The organism is Streptomyces sp. NPDC127197 (assembly GCF_042672405.1).
Lineage (GTDB): Bacteria > Actinomycetota > Actinomycetes > Streptomycetales > Streptomycetaceae > Streptomyces > Streptomyces flavusporus.
The window spans coordinates 1-20,875 of the sequence record NZ_JBHXVG010000064.1 but is presented as its reverse complement, the minus strand read 5'-3'; the positions used below and the strand labels follow the sequence as shown (position 1 = coordinate 20,875).

The following is a 20,875-nucleotide window of genomic DNA, read 5'->3' as shown; positions in this document are numbered from 1 at the left end:
TGCTGACGGAGGGCTTCAACGAGGTCCACTTCGCGGAGAACCTCTACCGGCTGGAGCCGTTCCTGCGGCGCCTGAGCGAGTCGCGCGAAGCCGACCTCGGACTGGACGGCGGCGCTGGCCTGGGCGACCTGCTCCTGGTCCGCCGCGTGTTCGGCCCCGAGATCCTGCCCCTGTGGCAGTGGAAGCACCGCTCCGACATCGCGGGTGGTGACCGAGTCGCGGAGATCCGCCTCGGACAGCTGCACCTCACCCTCGCCCTGCGCACGGACGTCGACGGCGAGGGCGACTACGGCTTCGACGTCATGGTGCCCTGCCCGTTCGACCCTGAGCGCAGCGGCTACGCCTGGGCACCGGCCCACAACATCACCGACCTGCACCGCGCGCTCACCGGCGGCCTCGACAACCACGAAGACGTCGTCTGCACCGTCCACGGCGGGTTCGACGACGTCGACGAGGAGGCCGACGACCACTACCGCGAGCAGCTCGCGGAAATCAGCGGGAGTGCGTGATGAGCTACCGCGAGCAGAGCAACAAGCCCGGCTGGACGGACTGGCAGTTGGCCCGGGAGGCCCTGCACCACGCCGGGTTCTCCGACGGTGAGCAGCGCATTGCTGAGCTGTTCACTGAAGAGGAGATCCGCCGGGTCAATGCGTACCTGGCTGCCGGCCGCCCCGACACCGACCGCCTGACCGCTATCGAGACCCGGCTGAAGGCCGTCCCCGAAGGTTGGCGGCAGCGGGACGGCGACGCCGGTCTCATCGAGGACGCTGACGGACACCCCATAGCCGTCCTCGGCACCAGCGGCGAAGTACGGCTTCCCCTCGGGGAGTTCCTCGTCTTTGCCTCCGCCGACACCGAGTGGCTCACTCAGCAACTGAGGCGGGCATGGGCGCAGCTGGACAAGCTACGCGACCGGATCGACGACGCCGGAAGCCTCATGGTCCGCACCCATGTCGAAACCGCCATCGGCTACGTCCGCGGCTCACGGGACACGGACTGAGGCGCCAACCGCCGCACCCGCACCCGCTCACCCCGGCCGAATTGCCGGACGGTGACGAGTGGTGGCGCGGCTGCCCGTCCTGCCACCTGCCGATCCAGGGCGGTGCCGCCGGCCTCGCCGCGCACCGCCGCACCGTCCACACCAGCGCGGGCGATCCGCGCACGCCCATCACCGTCCAACTCGACCACTGACAAGGAGACCGCCCGTGGTCACCCTGCGGGACGCCATCGAGACAGCCAGCTGACTCCGTTGAGCGCACTCTGTGCCGCCCCGGCCCCGGCACCCGCCGGGCCCGGGGCGGTCGCAGTGGCCCCTCAACCACGAGAAGCCACCCCGGGACGGCCGTCATCGGCCTGGAAACCACGTCGGCCGTCCCGGGTCCACCCATCCCGTACGAGACGAGGGAGATCCTCATTATGGGCTCCGTCCTGCGCGCACAGGCCCGGTTCGGGCAGCATGCACTCTTACTGACCACCGTCGCGGTCCCGCTGACCGGCTGGACGGTCCACGCGATCGCTCTGCACCGGCGCCTGGCGGCCTCGAGGAAGGACCCGCTGACCGGGCTGCTGCGACGCGACGCGTACACCGCCTGGGCCCGGCAGGTCCTGCGCCGCTACGGCGACGACACCGCCGTGGTCTTCGTCGACCAGGACCACTTCAAGGACGTCAACGACACTCTGAGCCACGCGGCCGGGGACACGGTGCTACGGGCGACCGCCGACCGGCTCACCGCATGGGCCGGACCTCGCGCGTCCGTCGGCAGGCTGGGCGGTGACGAGTTCGCTGTCGTCCTGCCACTGCCCCGCGACCGCCGCGAGGTCCGCCTCGAGCAGCTGGTCCGCATGCTCCGCACCCCCGTCGTCCTCGACGACGGCCAGGCCGTCGACGTCGCCGCCTCGGTCGGAGCGGCGTCCCCGGACGTGATCGGCGTCCGCGACCTGCCCACGCTCCAGCGTGCTGCCGATGCCGCCCTGTACGACGGCAAGCACTCCGGTCGCGCGTACCTCGCCACGGCGGAGCACGCCAAGCGGCCGTCCGTCAACGGCCGCCGCGTGGGCCGTCCGGGCACGGCCGTGTGGGGGCGAGCTGCATGAGCGTGGCCACCCTGCCCGAGGGCGACTGGATCCGCGGCATCACGATTCGCCAGCCCTGGGCCACCTGCATCCTCGCCGGGAAGAGCCCGGAGAACAGGCCCGTGCACTGGCCGTGGCGCGGTTGGGTCCTCATCCACGCCGGAAAGAAGAACCCGGAGCCCGCCGTGCTGCGTGACCCGCTGGTGGCCACCGCGATCCGCGACCGCGAACTGCACCTCGGTGCGGTCATCGGCGTCGCCCGCCTCATCGACTGCCACCTGGACCAGGGGCCCGAGCAGTGCACCAGCCCCTGGGCGGAGCGCGATAAGCACCACCTGGTCCTCGCCGACGTCCAGGAACTCGCCCTGCCCGTGCCCGCTACGGGCGCGCTTCCGGCCTGGAAGCCGACGCAGGACCTGGTGGCGCAGGTGTTCCAGCAGCTGCCCGGCTTCCGGCCGTGACGGGCCGCCGTGACAAGAAGGAGTCGCCGTACGAGCCGGGCCTGATCCCGACTCCCGGCGGCCTCCTGGAATGGAAGGACCCCCGGCACTTCGACCGCTGGCAGGACCTGCCCTGCGTGCTGTGCGGCCGGCTCACGCCGATGCGCTCGCACTCCGGCGAGCCCGTGCACAAGGCGTGCGCGGAGGACTGGATCACCGCCAACCCCGTGGAAGCACGGCTCGGGCGGTTCGCCTCCGACACCAAGCCGAAGCCCAAGTCCAAGTCCAAGGACCAGGGCAGCGACCACGCCTGAACTCCCACCGTTTTGATCACTCCGCAAGGAGGGCTCGTCCATGAGCCGAACCACCTACACCCCGGCCCTCCAGGCCGACCCCCGGATCCCCTTCCCCCACACCGAGGTTCCGCTGGCGTGCCGGACGAACCCGCACCTGTTCATCCACGAGTACGGCCAGACCGGCCCGGGCGACGCCGACCGGATCGAGCGCGCCAAGACCGCGTGCGGCGGCTGCCCCATCGCGGCCGGCTGCCTCAAGTGGGCGCTCGCCAACCCCGAACTAACCCCCAGCGGCATCTGGGCGGCGACCACCGCCCGGCAGCGCACCACCCTGCGCCGCCGACTGCAGATCCGCCTCGGGCTCGACTGGGTCGGCGTCGTCGCCGCAGCCGACCGTCGCGCACGCCGCAGCGAGCCCCGCCCGCCGGACGCGGTCCCGGCGGCGAGCCCGATGTGGTCCACCCCCTACGAGCCCTGGCGCGAGCCGGTCACCCCCGCCCAGCAGCAGCACAACCGCGAGCTCCTGGACCTCGCGCAGAGGAAGCAGAGGGCGGCATGACCACCGACTGGCTCACGGCCCTCGAAGCCGAATCCCGCCCGCACCAGCCCAGCCCTCTGGAAGAGCTCGCGGCCGCGTGCCGCGTCACGGCACGCAACGCCGGCGACAAGGACGACCTTGCCGAACTGCTGGACGCGATCGGGGCGCCGACCGACGCCGACACCCTCACCGCGCTCCTGCCCCACCTTCCCGACAGCGTCACCACCGGAGACCCCATGACCACCCAGGCCCCCAGCAACAACGCCTACGCGGCTGTCGCCGCCAGCATGCTCACCAGCGGTGACAGCCCGGACCACGTCCGCGCCACGCTTGGACTGTCCGACGCCGAACTCGCCGACGCTGTCCAGCAGGCGAAAGCCGAACTCGCCCAAGAGATCGGCACCCCGGACGCGGACGGCACGCCCATGAACGGCTCGAACTCGCCCGAGCCCGAGGCAACCGACACCGGGCACCCGGCGCCGGAGACGGGGATCGAGGCGCTGCTCGTCTGGGGCGAGCAGCACACCGCGAAGGGTGTGCAGGCCCTCGCCGCCAAGGCCCGCACGGTCCTGGCCGAACTCGCCAGCAGGCGCGACACCGAGCATGCCGTCACCGAAGCGGAGGGACGGGTCAGCAGGCTGGAGCGCGAACTCGCCCGGGCCAAGGAGGAACTGCGGCAGGCCAAGACCGGCAAGCCCGCCGCGACCACCACCGCCACCCCGGCCGTCAATGGCAAGCTCAGCAAGGAACAGCTGGCCGCGATCCGGACCTGGGCACGGGCCAACGGCCACCAGGTCGCCGACCGGGGCACCCCGGCCAAGACGGTCCTGGACGCGTACGCCGACGCCCACGGCACCACCGCCCCGGCGGAGGCGAACTGATGGACACCAAGCCGCTCACCGCCGACGGCTACCTCTACACCGTCCCCGCACCCGGCGACGCCCCGGGCACCGCCCGGTTCCAGCTGGTCGTCTCCCCCACCGACGACGCCGTGGACGACGTCGTCTGGTCCTGCACCACCAGCAATCCCCGGATCGCGTACGCGCTGCTCACCGAGATCCAGCCCGGCGACCTGCTGCACGTCTCCGGGTTCCTCACCCAGCTCGACAATCCGGCGGAGCCCGCCCGGCTCACCGTCGACGACCTGACGGTCCTGGCCCCCGCACCGGCGCGGGCCCTGCAGGAGATGGTCCTCGACCGGTACGGCGACTACGTCGTGGTGTTCGACGCAGACACCGACGCCGTCCCCGTCTTCACTGCACGCGGACAGTGGGTCGGCACGGCGGAAAACCCCGATGCCATCGGCACGCTGATCGAGATCCATGAGCGCGTGAACGGCGGCGACGGGTGATGGACACGACCACCGCGCAGCCCCGCACCGTCCTGGAGCGGTTCCCCGCCGGAGCTCCCCGCGGCTCGTGGCCGGCGGAAGAGTACGCGGCCGCCCAGCGCGCGCAGGGCACCGACGCCCGCGTCGTGATGGACCTGGTAACCGACCAGTTCCTCGTGGTCGCCGACACCCCCTAACCCCCACCCCCGAGCGCCGTGCCCCGCCTCACCGGCAGGGCACGGCACTCCCTGCATTCCAACAAGGAGACCGACGTTCATGGCCCGCATCACCATCCGCGTGGAACCCTGGCACGACGACAACAGCCGCTGCGAGCACGCCGTGAAGCCGTCCGGCCGGCCGCGCGACCCCGAGTCCGGGTGCACCGGCAGGACCGCGTACGCCGTCGTCTGCTCCGAGCACGGCGACGTCGGCCAGCCCCACCACGTCAAGGTCCTCGCCGAACCCGCGGCCACCGAGCACCGCCAGGAGCACCGCGCCGCCCTTGCCACGCACTGACCCCACGCCCGGCCCGGCCGGCCGGGCTCACCCCTCATGCCTGCGGGGCGGCCGTCGACACCGACTCCGGCCGCCCCGCAGCACCAACCCATCCGCAAAACCGAGGAGAAAGCCGATGACTGCCACCTCCGCCACCAACCAGCCCGCCGTGCCGGACTGGCTCGCCGCCGCCGAAGCGGCCCACCAGGAGCAGCAGATCGACGTCGTAGCCCAGGGCCTGCTCCGTGCCCAGCGCCACGCCGACCTGATCAACGCCCGCCTCGCCGAACTCGGCATCGAGCCGATCGCGGCCGCCGGCATCGACGACCGCGGCAATCTGACGCCAGCCCGGCTGACCGTCCCCGAGTTCGAGCCGTACGCCTACTACGAGGTGCGCGCCGCCTGGAGCGAGGACAACAAGGAAGTCGAACTCCACACCGCCGACTGGGAGGACGACCGCCCCAAGTTCGGTCGCGTCCGTCTGCTCAACTCGCTCGCCGACGTCGCCGCCGCCAGACCCCCAAATTCCCCGCTCCGCCACGCGACCACCGCCAGGAAGCGATCCGGGCGATGGACGGCCTCAACGCCGACCACATCAATGACGCCGGCATCGAAGAGATCGCGACGGCCATCCACGGCAACACCGCGGCGCTGCTGCACCTCGCCGCCACCATCGCCCGCACCCACACCACTACCTGAACGGCCCCTGTCGGCCCGCAGCGGGCGGCACCACAGGCCGCCCGCCCCCGCTCCCAAGGAGACCGATCACCCATGACCGCATTTTCCGAAGCCCACCCCGGCCAGCTCTTCACGCTGTCCGGCACCACCGAGGAAGGCTTCGACACGCTGTACGGCATTCCGGCCGTCGCGCTGGGCGAGGAATGCGACCGGCTGATGGCGTTAGGGCACATCACCGACCGCGCCGTCCTCGCCGTCACCAACGCCTACCACCGGCGCGTGTGGGGCCACCGCATCCTGCCCAGCAGCGAGCTCGCCGACCTGACCCGCTTCGGCACCAAGCGCATCGGGATCAAGGTGACCAAGGACGGTGAGGACGACGACTACGCCTGGCACTTCGACGACGCGGACCCCGAGGACCCCACCGCCCAGGCCGCCACCGTCATGTCCGTCGAATGGCTCGACCACGAGGACGTCGCCGTCCAGTCCGAGTGCCCGGCCTGCAACCGGGCCAGCCGCTCCACCAGCCTCACCATCGGCCCCGGCCGCAACGGCTGGGGCCGCTACCACCGCTGCCGCCACTGCGACCACAAGTGGCCGGCCGCCCCCGCACACCGCCCCAGCCTGACCAAGCGCCGTCGCTTCAAGCTGTCCAGGCCCGACGGCTGCTTCGCCTGCGCCTGCGTGCCGGAGTACCCCTGCACGTCCGGCTGCACGATCTGGCACAACCCGCTGGTCGGCCAGCGGCTGTGCGCCACCTGCCGCAACCGGCTCCCGGACGACGTGTGGCAGCAGCTGGTCGCCGTCGCGTACGGCACCGCCACCGCCATCGACGACCTGGACGACCAGCGCGACCGGTGGCTCTACAGCGAGGCCTTGCGTGGAATCCGCCCGCCCGGGCCGCCCAGACCTGGCAGCACCGCCTCACCCTCACAGCCCTGCGCACCCCGCCGCGCCCGCAGCCGGCCGCGGCCTGACCACCCCAACACACCCGACCCCCGGCTCCGGGCGCGGCGACCCTCTGCGGTCACCGCGCCCGGAGCCCGTACCGCCCCGAAACTGGAGGCCCCGTGTACGACTTGTTCATCGACTCCTTCGGCGCCCGCTGGCAGGACCCGCCGCCCCCGCGCTACCGCGCCGCAGTCCTCGGCATCAACCTCACGAACGAGCTGCTGAACCCGCCCGACGACCCGGCCCTCGCTGACATCGTCGCCCGCCAGACCGGACAGGACGCGGGCGTCCGCGACTACGTCCTGGCCACACCCGGCGCGGCCCGCATCATCGACGACGCCGTGCACGAACTCACCGTCCTGCTCGCCGCCTCAGGCCGCCCGGTCCAGCTCCTGGTGAACTGCTGGTACGGCCGCCACCGCGCACCCGCCATCGCCGACGCGATCGGCCGACGCATGCAGGAGGCCGGCACCACCGTCGCGGTCACCCACCACCACATCAACCGGCCGCCGGTCCCCCGCAAACACCCGCGCCCCGACTGCCCGTTCTGCCGGATCATTCACGACGGTGCACCCGCCACGATCGTCCGCGAGTGGCACGATGCCCTCGCGATCGTGCCCCGCAGCGGCGGCTGCACCGAAGGCCACCTCCTGGTTCTGCCACGCGGACACGTCGCCGACTTCACCACCGACCCGGTCGTCTCCGCCACCGTGCAGCTGCGCGCCGCCGAACTCGCCGCGCAGATCGGAGGCCAGTGGAACTACCTCACCTCCTGCGGCCCGGACGCGACCCAGACCGTGTTCCACCTGCACGGCCACCTCGTTCCCCGCACCGCCGGCGACAGCCTTGCCCTCCCCTGGACCCGCCCCACCCGCGAACAGGAGCCCGCCCGATGAAACGCCCCTCCTTCTTCCGCCGCTGCGGCCACGTTCCCGGCGCCCTCACCCCCGAGGACCAGGCCGCCGTCGACCAGTTCCGCGCACTGCTCGCCGCCCGCAAGAACCCGCAGCCCTGGACGCCGGGCTGCAACCAGGACATCGCCGTACGGGTCGGCCCGTTCCTTGAGCGCGCCCAGCCCCGCCCCGGCGACGACCACGGCCCCGACCTGATCGCCGTCACCCTGGTCCACCCCGACACCCCCACGCCGCGGCCTACCTCCACGGCAACCAGCTCGGCTACACCAACAAGGGCTGGTTGCGCTGCGAGACGAGCGCGATCCTCGGCATCTGGCAGCCGGCTTACGCGATGCTCACCCACGCAGCGGCGAACCTGCCCCTCCCCGACGACGTCGGCATGGCCCCCGCCCACTACGGCGTCCACGTCGAAGCCCGCCGCAGCGACAACACCGGCTACACGCTGCTCCGCCTCGGTCCCTACACCCAAACCTGGCTCGCCTCCCGCGACGCCGACCGCCTCAACACCGAACTGGAGGGCCGGGCGGCCACCGTCATCCCCGGGTACACGGTCACCGCGAAGGGCGCGCCGTTCCATGTCAGCGACCACGAGAGCTACAGCGACCCGTACGAGACCGATGCCACCGAGCTCCTGGCGGCCGCCATCGCGGGGGTGGGCGCGTGACCACCACGGCCCTGTACGAGATCGAGACCAACGATGGCGACGACGGCACTCCCGCGACCTACGCCCCCTGACAGCAGGGCGGACCGACGCCGTGCGGCCGCCCCGACCTTGACCAGCCTGGGGCGGCCACCTTGCCTGGCCGCCCCGGCGCCCAAGACTCCGCCCCGCAGAGACGAGGAACTGCATGAGCGCCCGTGAACACGACGCTGTCCCCGAGCCCGCCCGATGAGCGGCATGACCAGCCGGGTGTACCTCGAACGAGGCCACCCCGTCACCGTGGTCATCGCGTACTGCGCCCGCCGCGCCCCTGACATCACCGGCGGCTGGTTGCACTTCCAGTGGCCCGGCCGGCGACCGGTCGCCGGGCCGCGCAACGTGGCGATCCGCCGCACCGACGGATCGATCGCCGTCCGACCGTTCCGGGTCCTCACCCGGAGCGCTCTGAACGACAACGAAGACGGCTGACACGGCACCAGGCCCCGCCCTTCCCGGACTCTCCCCGGGAAGGGCGGGGCCTTTTTGCGTTTCTGCAAGTGGTCGCGGCAGCACCTGCCGTCAGCCCTGGCTCTTGCCGCGAGAGCGGGTGTACGTCGACTCGTTCGGCGCCCGCTGGCAGGACCCGCCGCCCCCGCGCTACGGCACCGCCGTCCTCGCCATCAACCTCTGAATGTCGTACCAGGCACGGGCCTTCGCGTATTCAGGAACCGCGAGGCACCAATGGATTAAGTTCCGGCGGCGTCTCATCCGGGGAGGCCTCACGCAGGTGGCTGCGCGGACTTTACGGAGCATCCAGCCCGCAGCGCGTATCCGCAGGGGCCTCACACAGACCGAGGACGTGAACCGTCGGGCCCGTGAAATCAGGCCTCTGAGGTCGACTCCTCAATTGGGGAGTCGACATTCGCACTCACGGATCGCGCGATTCACAGAATGTGAATCGCCTTCGAAGGGCACACTCGACGTCATGGCACGTCCCGCGCGCAAGTCGACAGCTCCCACAAAGCCGCTGCTCAAGCCTCCCGTCCGGGTCGGCAACCTCGATACCGCAGCTCTCATCGGCGAGTTGCGCCAGCTGCACGAAGATGCCGAGGACGAGAACATCGGCGGGATGCCGGCCGACGAGGAGCTCTTCCGGGCCCTGCTGTACCTCGAGGCCAACGCGGGCGCGGTGAAGCGCGAGGAGGCGCGGCGCAAGGCCGCCATCACCCGCGTGAAGTTGTGGCAGTACCTGCGCGAGCAGGCGGACATCCACCAGGCGAAGGCGGTCGAGGACGCCCGGGCCGCGAACGCAGAATGGGCGGACCTGGTGCCAGCGCTCGCTGTGAAGACCCCCAGCGCGGCATACAACAAGGCGAAGCGCCTCCAGGCCGCCGTCCTCACCGACCTGTCCCGCGGGGACCGGCCCGTACGCCGCACACCCGAAGCCGTCCTCGAGGCCGAGCGGCAGGCGGCGGAGGCAGAGGCTGCGCGCCGTCATGCACTGCTCGCGCCGGTGGCAGCGCCTGCTCGAGCACCGGGCCGGCCTGGCCGACGAAGGCGAAGTCACGTTCTGGCTGGACCAGATTGAAGCAGTACTGCCCAGTTGCAAGACACCTACCCAGATGGTCAGCCTCGGGACTTACGTGGAAGCCGTAGTCCGCGAACTGAGGAAGATCGAGCGCGCGGCGGCACGGCCAGCGGTGACTACCGCCGACGCGCGGCTCGCCTACGCGGCCGCGGCCGACCTGGTCCGGGCATGAGGCGGCGCCGCCCGCGCGAAGCCCCGCCCCTGGGACCGCGCCCGTCGCCTCTCGGGTGCGGGGCCTCTTACGACTCAAGGCGAGTCGGCTGCGCGTCGACTCGGGCACCGGCCTGTGGCCTTCGGCGCTGCCATCGACCAACTTCAGGACTCGCTCAGCCGGGCAACTACATCCGGATGTGCAGAAATCTCCTCGGGCAGCCTGGTCTCCTCGTCGATCCTCGCGGACAGCACTTGCTCAACGGTGAGGAGCTGTGCGGACGCGAGGTTTGCGCCGCTCAGGTTTGCTCCGGTGAGGTCCGCCTGGAAGAGGTACGCCGAGCCGAGGTCTGCCTGGAAGAGGTCAGCATTGGTCAAGCTGGCAGAACCGAATCTTGCGTGCGTCAGCTTGGTGCTGCTCAGGCACGCGCCAGTCAGGTTACATCTGGTGAACCAGGCAGCTTCGAGATCCGAGCCCCAGAAGTACGCCTCCGTGAGGTCTGCGCCGTAGAACCGCACTAGACGGAGACACAGCCAACTCAGATCAGACTTAGCCAAGCAGACGTCCCCCAGCATGACTTCATGCTGCGTGCGGTGCTTGGAGAGCACCGTCAACGCCAAATGAACATCGTGGCCAGGCTTCACCGCCTCCGCCAGCGGTGCAGACCTCTGTCCTCCCTCACGCTGGACTGCACGCCGAACTCTTGCGATCTGGTCTCGCCGCGACGCCTGAGCGTGCGGCGCAGCAGACCTGGGACTGCGTTCTCGCACGAACGCAACCAGCACACTGGCCGCATCCTCGATCTGCTCGGGCGCGTCCTTGATGATCTGCTCCATAGCCAAGATGCCGCCGTAGCGCACGTACAGGTGCTCCGAGCCGAGACGCTCCAAGGCCTTGGTGAAGCGATCGGTCACCTGGCCACGGCGAGTCAGCCGGTAGTTGATGCCGGTGAAGAGCAAGGCGATTCCCGCTCCAAGGATGGCAAGGAGCTGGACCACAGCTGCGCGGAAACCGGTCACAAGAGCTGCCGAGCCGGTGCGAAGATCCTTGGCCCTGAGATAAGCGCCGTCGAACCACCACGGCCCTCTCCACACCAGAAGAAGGGCCCCAATGACTGCTAAAGACATCACCAGCACTCCCGACACCAGCAGGGCCGTGTCACGAGTCAAGCGAGTGGTTCCTGATCGTTTCCACATGGTGTTCATTGCACCCGGCACAAGATGGACGAGCCGACAGATCATGCAGGTCGTTGGGGAGTTGCAACACTGCGCCGTGCGCCAGTGCCGTCCATCCGCGAGTGCCCAAGCTTGAACTTGAGCGACGAAACGACCTTCGCGTGCCGACGACTGAGAGCTGAACTTCGACCGTCGGACCCCCGGGGTGATCTACTCTGACAAGGTCCCCTGGCTCCGCCGGCTGGCCTGCCGCAGAGTCGCAGTCGCCCGGTGGCTGGGAATGCTGGCTGGAGATCTACGAGCACTGTCGGGTCCACGGGTGGCAGAGTGGCGTTTTACCGCGGTATACCGAGTCACCGCTCCCTGCGTGTGCGGGCTGCCTTCCCATCCGTTGATCGGTGGCGATGGGGTTCGTGGTTCCGATTCGGCACGCGACTCGCCGGTTGAGACCGAACAGCTGCGGATCAGCTCGGCGGCCGGCCTCTTACCCGCGTCCGCGATTTACCGCGGTAAAACGATGGGCGGAAGGAGCTGGGCGGTCGACGCACGAGCGGTAGCCGGAGCCGCACGCGCCGCTGTGCACTGTTCCGTACATTCCCTACCTCACCTTCGTGCAGAACAAGACGCTCCTCGGCCCCGCGCAGCTCCCCTTACCCCCATCAGGCATGTAACGCCCAAATCGCGTGCACCTGCCATCACCGCCTGGAACCCTGGAGATCACCTCAACAAGGCGGTAGGAGACCGGCTTTGATCATTCTGGATACCAACATCCTCTGGCCCTTCAGCCCGGACAGCAGCAGTGCCGACCTCCTGCGCGCGATTCGGGCAGCCGGGGCCCATGAGGTCGCAGTTCCGTGGATGGTCATGGAGGAACTCGCTGCCCAGCAGGCCATCAAGTACCGGGAGAAGCTCCAGAAGGCTGCCGAGGCGCTGGAGTCCCTGCAACAGGTCACGCCGTGGGAGCTCGGGGTGGACTTTGGAGATCCCGCAGAGGACAGCCTCCGCGATCACTGGCGCCGCCAGTGGGGCGCTGTCCTAGAGACGATCCCGACGAGTAACGAGGCCCTCCGTGAGGCGGCCTTCCGGGAAATGAACAAGCTGGCGCCCTGCAAGGAAGTGAAGGGCGTGAAGACCGGTGCTCGGGACGCCGCTATCTGGCTGTCCGTGGTGGAGTACGCGCGTTGCCACCCAGAGGAAACGGTCTACTTCGTCAGCGCCAACACGCGGGATTTCAGCGACGGCAGATCCTACCCCTCCCCCATGTGCGACGACATTGCGGGGATGGAGAGCAGATTCGTCCACCTGACAAGCATGGACGACATCGCAAGCCAGTTCACCGAGCCGGCCGAGACGGATGAGGCACTCGTGGTCACCATCCTGACCTCGCCCGAGGTCCTGGCTCAGATCGCCAAGACGACCGTAAACCTCGTCAGTACGTACGGGCCTATCAGCTGCACCACTCGGGGTCGCCTCAACAGCAGGCCGCTGCTTAGTACGGCGGCAACTTGGAGCCCGGCAAAGGCTATTTTGCGCTCAGTCGCGGGGATTCACACGTACCGGATCGGTGATCACAGGTGGTGCACTGCCGAGGTTCGGTGGCTCGTGGGCGGCTATGCGAACCTCCTTAAGTGGCTCGACCCCGATGACGCAGCGGGCTTTACGTGGACCACGTCGGTGCTGTTCATTCCGGATGCTGCCGAACCGCGCCTGACCGTCCTGCGGGATACACCGCCCCGGCCGCTCGGCGACGAGGAGTTCGAGGCGCTTGAACTGCCTGACCTCCGGCCAGGTGAGCCCCCGACCCCTCTGGAACAAACCGTCGAGAGATATGTGCAGGACCCTGCTCGTAGCGGCTGGCCCGGCAGGCATCTCGGGATCCCTCGCGCCTACGAAGGAGCCGCGGATCGGAACGCCCTGAAGGGCAGCGACGTTCCTCCCGGCGGCTAGGTGTTCTGTCCACGGAGGTTGATGACAGCAATCACTGCCGTGTGATCTTGAAATGGGTGAGGGCCTTCTGGCTCGGTGTGGATTGCGACATCTGTGCCGTACGACAGAAAGGCCCTCGTGCCCCACCGTAATGCACCCCTGACCGAGACCGGCCGCCTGCGGCTTGCCCGTTGCGTGGTCGAGGACAACTGGACCCTGCGCCGGGCTGCCGAACGCTTCCAGGTCTCACCGACCACGGCCCAGCGCTGGGCCGACCGCTACCGGGCGTTCGGCGAGGTAGGCATGGCCGACCGCTCCAGCCGTCCGCGCACCAGCCCGCGCCGGATGCCCACCCGCACCGAACGCCGCATCATCAAGGTCCGCGTTCTACGCCGCTGGGCACCGCCAGCGCACTCAACCGCGCGCCTAGGTCCGCTTCTCGACGACGGCCGAACGCTGACCCTCTGACGGCGCGTGAGTTCAAAGTGGGTCCGAGTTCAGCCGACGCCGACACCCTGCCCGAATCACGCATTCCTCAGCAGAGTCCTGAAGGCCGGGGCATCCTCGGAGGTTCCAGGTGAACGGCCGGGGCGGCCGCAGGCCTCCGAAGCCCGGCCGCCCCGGGGCCCCCACCAACGGCTCTGTTCGTTGAGAAACGACTCGATTGAGCGAGATGGGACAGCCGCGCCAGCTGGGTGATTGCCGACGGCCCCGCTCTGGCCGAGGTATTACGCCGTAATAGCTCGAGTGTCAGGACCGCAGCCTAAACGGACTTCACCTTCGGGACAACGTGCGGGTGAGTCCTGCAGCGATGGTCGTGGCCAGCACCCAGCCGGCCGCGATTGACGCAGCTGCTAGCCACTGTTGCCAGCCGTGGGGGTTGAAGGCGCCTTCCTGGCCGAACCCCACGACAGGTAGCAGCAGGTCCACCGAGTAGAGAAAGGGGTTGAACGGGGGTGCCTCGCTCGGCTTCATGGGCGGTGGGTGTTGCGCGGTGAAGGCGGCCGTGGCGATGAGCAGCATGAGCAGGAGCCATGCTGCGGCGCGGATCGGGCGGTAGCCGTATCCCACCGTCCAGTCCTGTATGTGGCCCCAGATTCGGGTGAGGGGTGGCTGGCTGGCCCGTTGACGGCGGCACTTGGCCAGCAGCACTTCACGCGCCGCCGCGTCGTCTCCGTGGCTGACGTAGGCGGCGGCGAGTTGCTCGTAGGGCTGAGGCAGGTATCCGCCGGTCTCCTTGGCCAGCCACGAGAGCCGTTCCCGGAGGGGGAGCGTCACCTCCATGTGGCTGTAGACGAACCCGTCCAGGAGGAGAGCGTCTGGCCAGCGGGTGGGGACGTCGGCGAGGATTTCGACCTGTGCGTGCCGGAAGTCGACGGGGCCGCTGAGCTGCGTGCTGGAGTCCGTCTTCAGTGAGCCGGCTCTGACTCTCTTCAGTGACACTCGGCCCGTGATGGTGGTACTGGCGAGGCACACTGCACTCGCTATGTGGCTGCTGGTCAGGGAGACGCGGCCGTTGGAGACGAAGCCGTCGCACAGATCGAGCACGCTCGCGGTCAGTCCCCATGCTGTCAGGGTGTTACCTGATGGATTGGTCAGACGGGCGCTGTGGAACTCGGCAGCGGCGCCTATGTTCGCGTCGGTGAGGACGATGTGGCCTTGCGATGTCGTGCTGCCGCAGTAGAGGCGTCCCTGGACTTGGAGACGGCGAGCCGAGAGTGTCTCGCCAGCGGGGTTGTGCAGTTGGGCCTCGGCGAGATCGACGGAGCCTGCGACGCGTGTGTCTTCCAGGACGAGGGATCCGCGGGCTGAGAAGCCAGAGGCGGCTGTCAGGTCACCGCCGATCTGGGCGAGAGAGGCATCGAGTGCGGACTGTCCGGGAGCGTTCAGATCGGCCCTGTTCAGCAGCATGGGGCCTTCAATGGCGGCTCCGACAAGCGTGATTGGGCCTTCGGCGGTCAGCCCGTCGTCCAGGGCAAGTAGCCCCCCGACATGAAGCCGGTCGGCGTTGAGAGCCGTACCGGTGGCGTTGTCGAGGCGGGCTCTGCTGAGGATGCAGCAGCGGGAGATCGTCGCGTCCTGGAGCCGCAGCTCGCCTTGAGAGTGCAGTCCACGGCCGTTGGGGCTGGTGTGGCCGCCGAAGAAGCCACCGTCCACGGTGAGCCCGTCGGCGTTCAGCGTCGCGCCGTCCGGATTGGTGATGTGGGCGCCTTCCAGTACGAAGGTTCCTCCGATCCGGCAGCTCCACATCAGCATTTCGCCCGTGATCCTGGCGTCTCGGCAGACGAGGTCGCGCTCCACTACGAGGCTGTCGGCGTGGAGAGCGGGCATTCCCTCGATGTGTGCGCCCGTCAGGTCCATGGTGCCGGTGAGATGGGCTCGGGTGAGCCGGACCGGGGAGCTGCTGCGGGCGTTCGTGAGGCGGAGTAGTCCGTCGATGGTCGCGTCTTGCAGCGTCAGCCCGGACAGTCGTGAGCCGCTGAGATCGACGGCCCTGGTGGATGCGGACTCAAGGTGCAGTGCTTCCTGGAAATCGCAGTCGGTCATGACCAGCGCGTATGGGACATCGCAGCCGGTCAGGTCCAGCGTTTCGGTGACCGTTACTCCACGCATCCTGACGGCTGGGACGTATCCAGGCTGTGACTCACGTTCGCCCAGCAGAAGTCGCGCGATTACGTCAGCTCGCACGGTCCCCCCAGCGCCTGGAACGGGACTGCGAGGCGAACGGCCGAAGTCGACCATCGTCCCTGTCGGAAACGCATCCCACAGCGTCTGCTCGGCCTCAGACAGGCCCCGTCCAGGCACGGGCTGCTCCCCCACGGCGTCGATGGGTTCTTCGGCTTGCTTCATAACGGAGACGCTGGGTGTGGCTCCCAAGTTCCTGGGTGCTGGCTGCAGCGGTGCGTTGGCATGGCTGGTAGATCGTCGCCGTGCCGGCCCGCTGGGCGCACCCGGCTGCCTTGCTATTACGGCGTAATAGCCCAGATCCAGCGGCAGTGCGCCCCTTCCGCCTCCAGTGCGGCACGGGCGCCGGCACACACGCGCAGGCGGAAGGTGTACCGCGCGTGCGCGGTCTCCTGCCCGTCCGTGGTGTCCGTCGTCATGATCCTGAACCTACCTGGGAGGACTGACAGTTGAGAGCTGTTGATCACGGTGGGCCGGCACACCCCGTCCCGGGGTGGACGGTCTTCCGCCCAGGGGGCGAAACCCCTCTTCCTGCCCTGCTCCGCAGGAGTCCGATTCCTCCCCGGCCTGAAGGCCGGGGCATCCTCGGAGGTTCCAGGTGAAGCAGGGAGGCCACGGCCGGGTCACCTGATCTTTGCGCTGCCGCAGGTGAAGGTCGTTCCTTGAAGGAGTTCTGGTGTGATGCGAACGCCGGTCAGATGCTCGGCCAGCGCGAATGCCGCTGGTGCGGATAGGTCCTCCGCCGTGTCGGAGGTCTCCTCCCAGAACTGGAAGCCGATGTCGTGCATGGCCTTCAGGAGTTCGTCGGGGGTGGTGCCCCATCGGCTGTCGGGGAATCCGGGTTCGAAGGTCAGGCGGTTCGTCCCGTCCTCGGCCCAGAGAAACGAGTCGACGCCGTTGATGTTGACGAAGTGCGAGACCCATCTGGTGCCGGCGGATGCCGGCAGGGCCGTCTCCTCGGTGACACCGAGATAGCCGTTGGGCTCGATCAGCAGCGTCCAGTCCCCGACGCTCGTCATGGCGATCAGCTGCCGGGTGTCGTCGGAGGCCAGGAGGTCAAAGGCCACCTCTACTATCTGCTCCGCCCCGGTCCGCGGAGACTCCTCACATCCTTGGAGACGACGGAGAACCTCTGACGGCGGCAGGTTGTGCACCAGGGTGAAGCAGTATGCCTCTGCGAGCTCGGGGAAGCTCTCCTCGAACCACACGTAGTCGGCAGCAGTCGAAGTCATGCCCGAGATCCTCGCTGATGCCACTGACATCGGTGGCTAAGGCTGGGACCCGGGGGTGCGGTCTGCTCAGCAGCCGCCTGGACCGAGTGCGCGATGACATGTAGCTGGTGGAGGAAGCAGGGCTTGGCCGTCGTGGGCAGAGGACTCTCGTTGGGGAGCCGCCGTGTGAACTCCGCGTGGAGGACCCGGCAGCACCGCGATCTGATCACCCACCCTCAGGGCCCCGGCCAGCAACCCGCCGCCGTCGGCGAACACCTCCACCAGGCGGGCGGCGACGTGCGGGCGGTGCACCCGCGGATGCCGGTAGCCGGCCAGCCACCGCATGTTCGCCATCAGCACCGCATCCGGAACCCCCACCCGCGCGAAGTCCCAGCCCACCGCTCGGCAGGCCGCCGCCGTCACCGCGAACTTCGCCGCGTCCTCCGGCCCGATCCGCTCGTCCGGGCGCACGTCCACCACCAAGCCCGTGCCGTCGGCGCGACGGAGGAAGAAGTCCGGCGTGTGCCGCACCCGCTTCCCGCCCGCCCCGGCCCGCGACAGCCGGAACGGCTGCGAGGACACGCCCGTTACCAGCGGGTCGAAGTCGAGCAGCATCAGATGGTCACGCTCGAGCCAGGACTCGTTGCCCACATGCCCGGCGCAGGTCGCTGACCAGTATCAGCCGCACCAGTTGCCCTGACCACGGAAAGCCGGAAACCGGCGCTCGGGCCTCACCGACTCGAACCGGACCGGCCACAGACACCCCAAAGACCCGCGCTGACGGATGCCGCCTGCGCTGACGTACTCCAGCTCGACGTGCTCCGCCGACACCTCGCGCACATCCATCCGGGCCTCCGGTACGACGCCGACCAGCCACTTCGACCGTAGAAGCGTCGTGACCGCCGTACCTGCACAAGACCGGAACACTCCAGAACTTACCTACATACGACCGGGATCCAGCCGCACATGCCTACAGAAGAGTGGGACTGCCTACACATCGCAGAGACAGGACAACCCGGCTGCCTTGCTATTACGGCGTAATAGCCCGGACGGAGGAGGTACCACTTAACAACTCGGCCTAGCTAACGTGTCCGTGGCGCTGAGGGTCTCGGACGTTAGTAAGGTGTCCCCCATGAGTTCGCCAGCCACCTCCAGCGACCGCGAGAAGGTCGTGTCCAAACTGCCGGGATGGCTCCGGCAGAACCTCAAAGTCAGAGCCGCCCAGCACGGCATCGAGATCCAGGCCGCGGTCGAACAGGGCATCAGCGCCTGGTGCAATCTCGCTTCGGCGCCCGAGACCATCGACACCTCAGGTGCCGACTCCTTCTCCACCTTCCTGCCTCCCAGCCAATGGGAGGAGTTCAGGCGCGTCACCGCAGACCGACGGGTCTCACTTATCCAGGGCCTGGCCCAGTCTGTCCAGCTGTGGCTGGACGCCAACCCCGCACCTGACGTCGAGAGGCCCGCCGTCACCCGCCGTCTGATCGTCTGCAACCAGAAGGGCGGTGTCGGCAAGACCGCCATCACCGCCGGAGTCGGCGAAGCACTGGCCGAAGACCCCAACAGGCTGCACGCCGTACGCGTCGCCAAGGCACTCACCAAAGCACTGCGTGCGAGCGAGGCACAAGGCAGCGAGACCGAACCGGAAGACGACCCCCTCGATGTCGAGAATCTCCCCGGCCTCGGGCTGCGCGTCCTCCTCGTCGACTTCGACCCGCAGTGCCACCTCACCAATCAACTGGGCGCCACTCCCCTGCCGCTCAACGGTGACAGCCTCACGAACCACATGGCAGGCGACCCCAAGGGCGATCTGCGGGACCTGATCGTCTCCATCGACGACGACACCTTCGACGGCCGACTCCACCTCTTGCCCGCCTGCAACGACGCCTTCCTCCTCGACGTCCGCCTGTCTGCTGTGCGTGCCCGGGAAGCAGCCCTCGAGCGGGCGCTAGCCCCGCTCGAAGCCGACTACGACGTGATCCTTGTCGACTGCCCGCCCAGCCTCGGCCTCAGCATGGACGCCGCCGCCTACTACGGCCGCCGACGCGACGGCGAAAAGCCCGGTCAGTCCGGCGCCCTGATCGTCGTGCAGGCCGAAGACAGCTCAGCCGACGCCTACGAACTGCTCACCACACAGATCGACGACCTGCGCAGCGACCTGCAGGTCGACATCGACTACCTCGGCATCGTCGTCAACCTGTACGACTCCCGCCGCGGATTCATCGCCACTTCCTCACTGCAGGGATGGGTGGACATAAAGGATCCACGAGTCGTCGGTCTCATCGGTGATCTCAAGGAACAGAAGGAAGCAGTCCGAATGAAGCAGCCGCTGCTGTCGTACGCCCCCAAATCACAGCAGGCGATCGGTATGCGCGCCCTCGCCCGGGAGATCGCATGAGCAAGGCCGACCAGCTGGGCGCCGGCCGCTTCGGCGGAGCAGCCCGAACCGTCAGCGCACGCCGCCAGGCCGTCGCGGCCGCCACAGGAGTTCCCACCGACGGTGTCGCCCCACCCACCGAACTCCCCACCCACCGCATCAGCCTCAACCCAGACAACCCCCGATCCAGCCTCGGTGACCTCACCGACCTCGCAGGCAGCCTGAAGACCCACGGCCAGAAGCAGGCGATCACGGTCATGAACCGCGACGCCTACATCAAGGCCAACCCCGAACGCGAAGCCGACCTCGAACCCGACACCACCCACGTCGTCATCGACGGAAGCAGCCGCCTCGCCGCAGCCCGCGACGCCGGACTCCCCACCGTGAAGGTCATGGTCAGCGACGACCAGGGCACCACCTCCGAGGAACTCCTCGAATCCGCCCTCGTCGCCAACATTCACCGCCAGGACCTCGAAGAGCTCGACGAAGCCCGCGCGCTGCAACGTCTCCTGGCCATCCATGGAAGCCAGGTAGCCCTGGCCAAGCGGCTCCACCGCTCCCAGGGCTGGGTGTCGCAGCGCCTTGCCCTGCTCAACCTCACGCCGGAACTTCAGGCCCGGATCGGCGAAGAGCCCATCGACCTACTTCGAGCTGTGGGCAACAAGCCCGCTGCCCAGCAGGAGACGGCCCTTCAGGAACTGAAGGAGGAGCGAGCCCGCAAGGAAGCGGAGAAGCGAGAACGCAGCCGAAAGAAGACGAAGAAAGACGACGTACCTGCCCCTCAGGAGAGCAGCACGCCCACCCACTATTACGACGTAATAGTGGGTGCCGAGGTGAGCGGATCGCCTTCCACACCACCGGCAGAAGAGACCGCCGACGATCGAGCGCTCAAGCAGGCGGTACCAGAGCCACGGGCTGACTCGTCCGCAGCAGGAACCAGTGAAAATGCTGCGAGCGAGGAACCGCGTGTTCATAGGGTGCCGTTCGACCAGCCCGGCGCCCTCGCGATGCTCCTGGACCGCAGGGTGGAGACCGACGATGCCTTCTTCGACCTGCTTCGGATCCTGAGCATGAGGGGGCTGGAACGGGACCCAGCCCGACTCGGTGAACTGGCGCGATCCATCGCAGAGCAGGCGGCCGCTCAGGCCGGTTAACCACTCCAGCATGGTCCCGCTCCCCTACCTACCAGGTGAGGGAGCGGGACCATGTTCCGTAGGAACCCGGCCCATGCCGCGGGCGTTCTCAGTCGTCCACTCGCGCTCGCCTACCAGGCGCACTCCGCCTCGTCGCCATCCTCCAGGCGGGCCAGACGTCACCTGGAACCTCCGAGGATGTCCCGGCCTTCAGGCCGGGGAGGAATCGGACTGCTGCGGAGCAGGGCAGGAAGAGGGGTTTCGCCCCCTGGGC

At 68.7% G+C, this 20,875-nt stretch carries 25 protein-coding genes and 1 pseudogene; 21 read left to right on the top strand and 5 right to left on the bottom strand.

What is annotated here, in order from left to right:
* Positions 1-146: 146 nt before the first annotated feature.
* From ACFVJQ_RS42790 to ACFVJQ_RS42710, 17 genes are all read left to right on the top strand, one after another.
* The gene (locus tag ACFVJQ_RS42790) at positions 147-509 is read left to right on the top strand and encodes a hypothetical protein (RefSeq protein ID WP_385791157.1); all 363 of its coding nucleotides are present in this window, start codon (positions 147-149) and stop codon (positions 507-509) included.
* Positions 509-1,000 (top strand): hypothetical protein, encoded by a 492-nt coding sequence (locus tag ACFVJQ_RS42785; RefSeq protein WP_385791155.1) that lies wholly within the window; start codon positions 509-511, stop codon positions 998-1,000. Before ACFVJQ_RS42790 ends, ACFVJQ_RS42785 begins: the two co-directional genes overlap by 1 nt.
* Before the next feature lie 41 nt (positions 1,001-1,041).
* Positions 1,042-1,191, top strand: a complete 150-nt coding sequence (locus ACFVJQ_RS42780) for a hypothetical protein (RefSeq protein WP_385791153.1) — start codon at positions 1,042-1,044, stop codon at positions 1,189-1,191.
* Positions 1,192-1,416: 225 nt separating this feature from the next.
* Entirely contained in the window at positions 1,417-2,094 is a 678-nt protein-coding gene (locus ACFVJQ_RS42775) for a GGDEF domain-containing protein (protein ID WP_385791151.1), read from the top strand.
* Complete coding sequence (locus ACFVJQ_RS42770) at positions 2,091-2,534, top strand: hypothetical protein (RefSeq protein ID WP_385791149.1); 444 nt, start codon at positions 2,091-2,093, stop codon at positions 2,532-2,534. Before ACFVJQ_RS42775 ends, ACFVJQ_RS42770 begins: the two co-directional genes overlap by 4 nt.
* Positions 2,531-2,827: a hypothetical protein gene (locus ACFVJQ_RS42765; RefSeq protein ID WP_385791147.1), complete on the top strand. Its 297-nt coding sequence runs from the start codon at positions 2,531-2,533 to the stop codon at positions 2,825-2,827. The genes ACFVJQ_RS42770 and ACFVJQ_RS42765 overlap by 4 nt, the downstream gene beginning before the upstream one ends.
* A gap of 40 nt (positions 2,828-2,867) precedes the next feature.
* Positions 2,868-3,368, top strand: coding sequence for a WhiB family transcriptional regulator (locus tag ACFVJQ_RS42760; protein WP_385791146.1), 501 nt, complete (start codon positions 2,868-2,870; stop codon positions 3,366-3,368).
* The gene (locus tag ACFVJQ_RS42755) at positions 3,365-4,228 is read left to right on the top strand and encodes a histone-like nucleoid-structuring protein Lsr2 (protein ID WP_385791144.1); all 864 of its coding nucleotides are present in this window, start codon (positions 3,365-3,367) and stop codon (positions 4,226-4,228) included. Before ACFVJQ_RS42760 ends, ACFVJQ_RS42755 begins: the two co-directional genes overlap by 4 nt.
* Positions 4,228-4,698 (top strand): hypothetical protein, encoded by a 471-nt coding sequence (locus tag ACFVJQ_RS42750; protein ID WP_385791142.1) that lies wholly within the window; start codon positions 4,228-4,230, stop codon positions 4,696-4,698. The genes ACFVJQ_RS42755 and ACFVJQ_RS42750 overlap by 1 nt, the downstream gene beginning before the upstream one ends.
* Positions 4,698-4,874, top strand: a complete 177-nt coding sequence (locus ACFVJQ_RS42745) for a hypothetical protein (protein ID WP_385791140.1) — start codon at positions 4,698-4,700, stop codon at positions 4,872-4,874. The genes ACFVJQ_RS42750 and ACFVJQ_RS42745 overlap by 1 nt, the downstream gene beginning before the upstream one ends.
* Positions 4,875-4,953: 79 nt before the next feature.
* A complete protein-coding gene (locus ACFVJQ_RS42740) occupies positions 4,954-5,193 on the top strand; it encodes a hypothetical protein (RefSeq protein WP_385791139.1) in 240 nt (79 codons plus the stop codon).
* A 115-nt stretch (positions 5,194-5,308) separates the two neighbouring features.
* Positions 5,309-5,947: a hypothetical protein gene (locus ACFVJQ_RS42735; protein ID WP_385791137.1), complete on the top strand. Its 639-nt coding sequence runs from the start codon at positions 5,309-5,311 to the stop codon at positions 5,945-5,947.
* Positions 5,944-7,026: a hypothetical protein gene (locus ACFVJQ_RS42730; RefSeq protein WP_385791135.1), complete on the top strand. Its 1,083-nt coding sequence runs from the start codon at positions 5,944-5,946 to the stop codon at positions 7,024-7,026. Before ACFVJQ_RS42735 ends, ACFVJQ_RS42730 begins: the two co-directional genes overlap by 4 nt.
* Positions 6,921-7,697, top strand: a complete 777-nt coding sequence (locus ACFVJQ_RS42725) for an HIT family protein (RefSeq protein ID WP_385791133.1) — start codon at positions 6,921-6,923, stop codon at positions 7,695-7,697. The genes ACFVJQ_RS42730 and ACFVJQ_RS42725 overlap by 106 nt, the downstream gene beginning before the upstream one ends.
* 298 nt (positions 7,698-7,995) lie before the next feature.
* Positions 7,996-8,379, top strand: coding sequence for a hypothetical protein (locus tag ACFVJQ_RS42720; protein ID WP_385791131.1), 384 nt, complete (start codon positions 7,996-7,998; stop codon positions 8,377-8,379).
* A 234-nt stretch (positions 8,380-8,613) separates the two neighbouring features.
* Positions 8,614-8,844: a hypothetical protein gene (locus ACFVJQ_RS42715; protein WP_385791129.1), complete on the top strand. Its 231-nt coding sequence runs from the start codon at positions 8,614-8,616 to the stop codon at positions 8,842-8,844.
* 496 nt (positions 8,845-9,340) lie between these two features.
* Positions 9,341-9,943: a hypothetical protein gene (locus ACFVJQ_RS42710; protein WP_385791127.1), complete on the top strand. Its 603-nt coding sequence runs from the start codon at positions 9,341-9,343 to the stop codon at positions 9,941-9,943.
* Between the two features lie 315 nt (positions 9,944-10,258).
* Here ACFVJQ_RS42710 and ACFVJQ_RS42705 read toward each other — a convergent pair whose 3' ends face one another.
* Positions 10,259-11,263 carry a pentapeptide repeat-containing protein gene (locus ACFVJQ_RS42705; RefSeq protein ID WP_385791126.1) on the bottom strand — a complete coding sequence of 335 codons (1,005 nt, stop codon included), beginning with the start codon at positions 11,261-11,263 and terminating at the stop codon, positions 10,259-10,261.
* Positions 11,264-12,016: 753 nt separating this feature from the next.
* Between ACFVJQ_RS42705 and ACFVJQ_RS42700 the strand changes: the two genes are divergently transcribed.
* Both ACFVJQ_RS42700 and ACFVJQ_RS42695 read left to right on the top strand, forming a co-directional pair.
* Positions 12,017-13,216 (top strand): PIN domain-containing protein, encoded by a 1,200-nt coding sequence (locus ACFVJQ_RS42700; protein ID WP_385791124.1) that lies wholly within the window; start codon positions 12,017-12,019, stop codon positions 13,214-13,216.
* 117 nt (positions 13,217-13,333) lie between these two features.
* Positions 13,334-13,600, top strand: a pseudogene (locus ACFVJQ_RS42695) (leucine zipper domain-containing protein); the annotation flags it as partial.
* Positions 13,601-13,969: 369 nt separating this feature from the next.
* Here the strand turns inward: ACFVJQ_RS42695 and ACFVJQ_RS42690 are convergent.
* The 4 genes from ACFVJQ_RS42690 to ACFVJQ_RS42675 all read right to left on the bottom strand — a co-directional run bounded on the left by ACFVJQ_RS42690 (position 13,970) and on the right by ACFVJQ_RS42675 (position 17,742).
* Positions 13,970-15,742, bottom strand: coding sequence for a hypothetical protein (locus ACFVJQ_RS42690; RefSeq protein WP_385791122.1), 1,773 nt, complete (start codon positions 15,740-15,742; stop codon positions 13,970-13,972).
* A 419-nt stretch (positions 15,743-16,161) separates the two neighbouring features.
* Complete coding sequence (locus ACFVJQ_RS42685; protein ID WP_385791120.1) at positions 16,162-16,299, bottom strand: hypothetical protein; 138 nt, start codon at positions 16,297-16,299, stop codon at positions 16,162-16,164.
* Positions 16,300-16,503: 204 nt separating this feature from the next.
* Positions 16,504-17,112, bottom strand: coding sequence for a DUF6461 domain-containing protein (locus ACFVJQ_RS42680; protein WP_385791119.1), 609 nt, complete (start codon positions 17,110-17,112; stop codon positions 16,504-16,506).
* 66 nt (positions 17,113-17,178) lie between these two features.
* Positions 17,179-17,742 carry a TnsA-like heteromeric transposase endonuclease subunit gene (locus tag ACFVJQ_RS42675; protein ID WP_385791117.1) on the bottom strand — a complete coding sequence of 188 codons (564 nt, stop codon included), beginning with the start codon at positions 17,740-17,742 and terminating at the stop codon, positions 17,179-17,181.
* A gap of 481 nt (positions 17,743-18,223) precedes the next feature.
* Here ACFVJQ_RS42675 and ACFVJQ_RS42670 point away from each other — a divergent pair, with 481 nt between their 5' ends.
* Positions 18,224-19,489: a ParA family protein gene (locus tag ACFVJQ_RS42670; RefSeq protein ID WP_385515666.1), complete on the top strand. Its 1,266-nt coding sequence runs from the start codon at positions 18,224-18,226 to the stop codon at positions 19,487-19,489.
* Positions 19,486-20,622 carry a ParB/RepB/Spo0J family partition protein gene (locus ACFVJQ_RS42665; protein WP_385791115.1) on the top strand — a complete coding sequence of 379 codons (1,137 nt, stop codon included), beginning with the start codon at positions 19,486-19,488 and terminating at the stop codon, positions 20,620-20,622. The genes ACFVJQ_RS42670 and ACFVJQ_RS42665 overlap by 4 nt, the downstream gene beginning before the upstream one ends.
* Positions 20,623-20,875 lie beyond the last annotated feature (253 nt).

What these genes read in the sequence shown, in the direction of transcription:
- ACFVJQ_RS42785 (WP_385791155.1), top strand. Translation starts at nt 509, where the DNA reads ATGAGCTACCGCGAGCAGAGCAACAAGCCCGGCTGGACGGACTGGCAG.
- ACFVJQ_RS42775 (WP_385791151.1), top strand. Translation starts at nt 1,417, where the DNA reads ATGGGCTCCGTCCTGCGCGCACAGGCCCGGTTCGGGCAGCATGCACTC.
- ACFVJQ_RS42770 (WP_385791149.1), top strand. Translation starts at nt 2,091, where the DNA reads ATGAGCGTGGCCACCCTGCCCGAGGGCGACTGGATCCGCGGCATCACG.
- ACFVJQ_RS42760 (WP_385791146.1), top strand. Translation starts at nt 2,868, where the DNA reads ATGAGCCGAACCACCTACACCCCGGCCCTCCAGGCCGACCCCCGGATC.
- ACFVJQ_RS42755 (WP_385791144.1), top strand. Translation starts at nt 3,365, where the DNA reads ATGACCACCGACTGGCTCACGGCCCTCGAAGCCGAATCCCGCCCGCAC.
- ACFVJQ_RS42750 (WP_385791142.1), top strand. Translation starts at nt 4,228, where the DNA reads ATGGACACCAAGCCGCTCACCGCCGACGGCTACCTCTACACCGTCCCC.
- ACFVJQ_RS42745 (WP_385791140.1), top strand. Translation starts at nt 4,698, where the DNA reads ATGGACACGACCACCGCGCAGCCCCGCACCGTCCTGGAGCGGTTCCCC.
- ACFVJQ_RS42740 (WP_385791139.1), top strand. Translation starts at nt 4,954, where the DNA reads ATGGCCCGCATCACCATCCGCGTGGAACCCTGGCACGACGACAACAGC.
- ACFVJQ_RS42735 (WP_385791137.1), top strand. Translation starts at nt 5,309, where the DNA reads ATGACTGCCACCTCCGCCACCAACCAGCCCGCCGTGCCGGACTGGCTC.
- ACFVJQ_RS42730 (WP_385791135.1), top strand. Translation starts at nt 5,944, where the DNA reads ATGACCGCATTTTCCGAAGCCCACCCCGGCCAGCTCTTCACGCTGTCC.
- ACFVJQ_RS42715 (WP_385791129.1), top strand. Translation starts at nt 8,614, where the DNA reads ATGACCAGCCGGGTGTACCTCGAACGAGGCCACCCCGTCACCGTGGTC.
- ACFVJQ_RS42710 (WP_385791127.1), top strand. Translation starts at nt 9,341, where the DNA reads ATGGCACGTCCCGCGCGCAAGTCGACAGCTCCCACAAAGCCGCTGCTC.
- ACFVJQ_RS42690 (WP_385791122.1), bottom strand. Translation starts at nt 15,742, where the DNA reads ATGACCGACTGCGATTTCCAGGAAGCACTGCACCTTGAGTCCGCATCC.
- ACFVJQ_RS42685 (WP_385791120.1), bottom strand. Translation starts at nt 16,299, where the DNA reads ATGACGACGGACACCACGGACGGGCAGGAGACCGCGCACGCGCGGTAC.
- ACFVJQ_RS42680 (WP_385791119.1), bottom strand. Translation starts at nt 17,112, where the DNA reads ATGACTTCGACTGCTGCCGACTACGTGTGGTTCGAGGAGAGCTTCCCC.
- ACFVJQ_RS42670 (WP_385515666.1), top strand. Translation starts at nt 18,224, where the DNA reads ATGAGTTCGCCAGCCACCTCCAGCGACCGCGAGAAGGTCGTGTCCAAA.
- ACFVJQ_RS42665 (WP_385791115.1), top strand. Translation starts at nt 19,486, where the DNA reads ATGAGCAAGGCCGACCAGCTGGGCGCCGGCCGCTTCGGCGGAGCAGCC.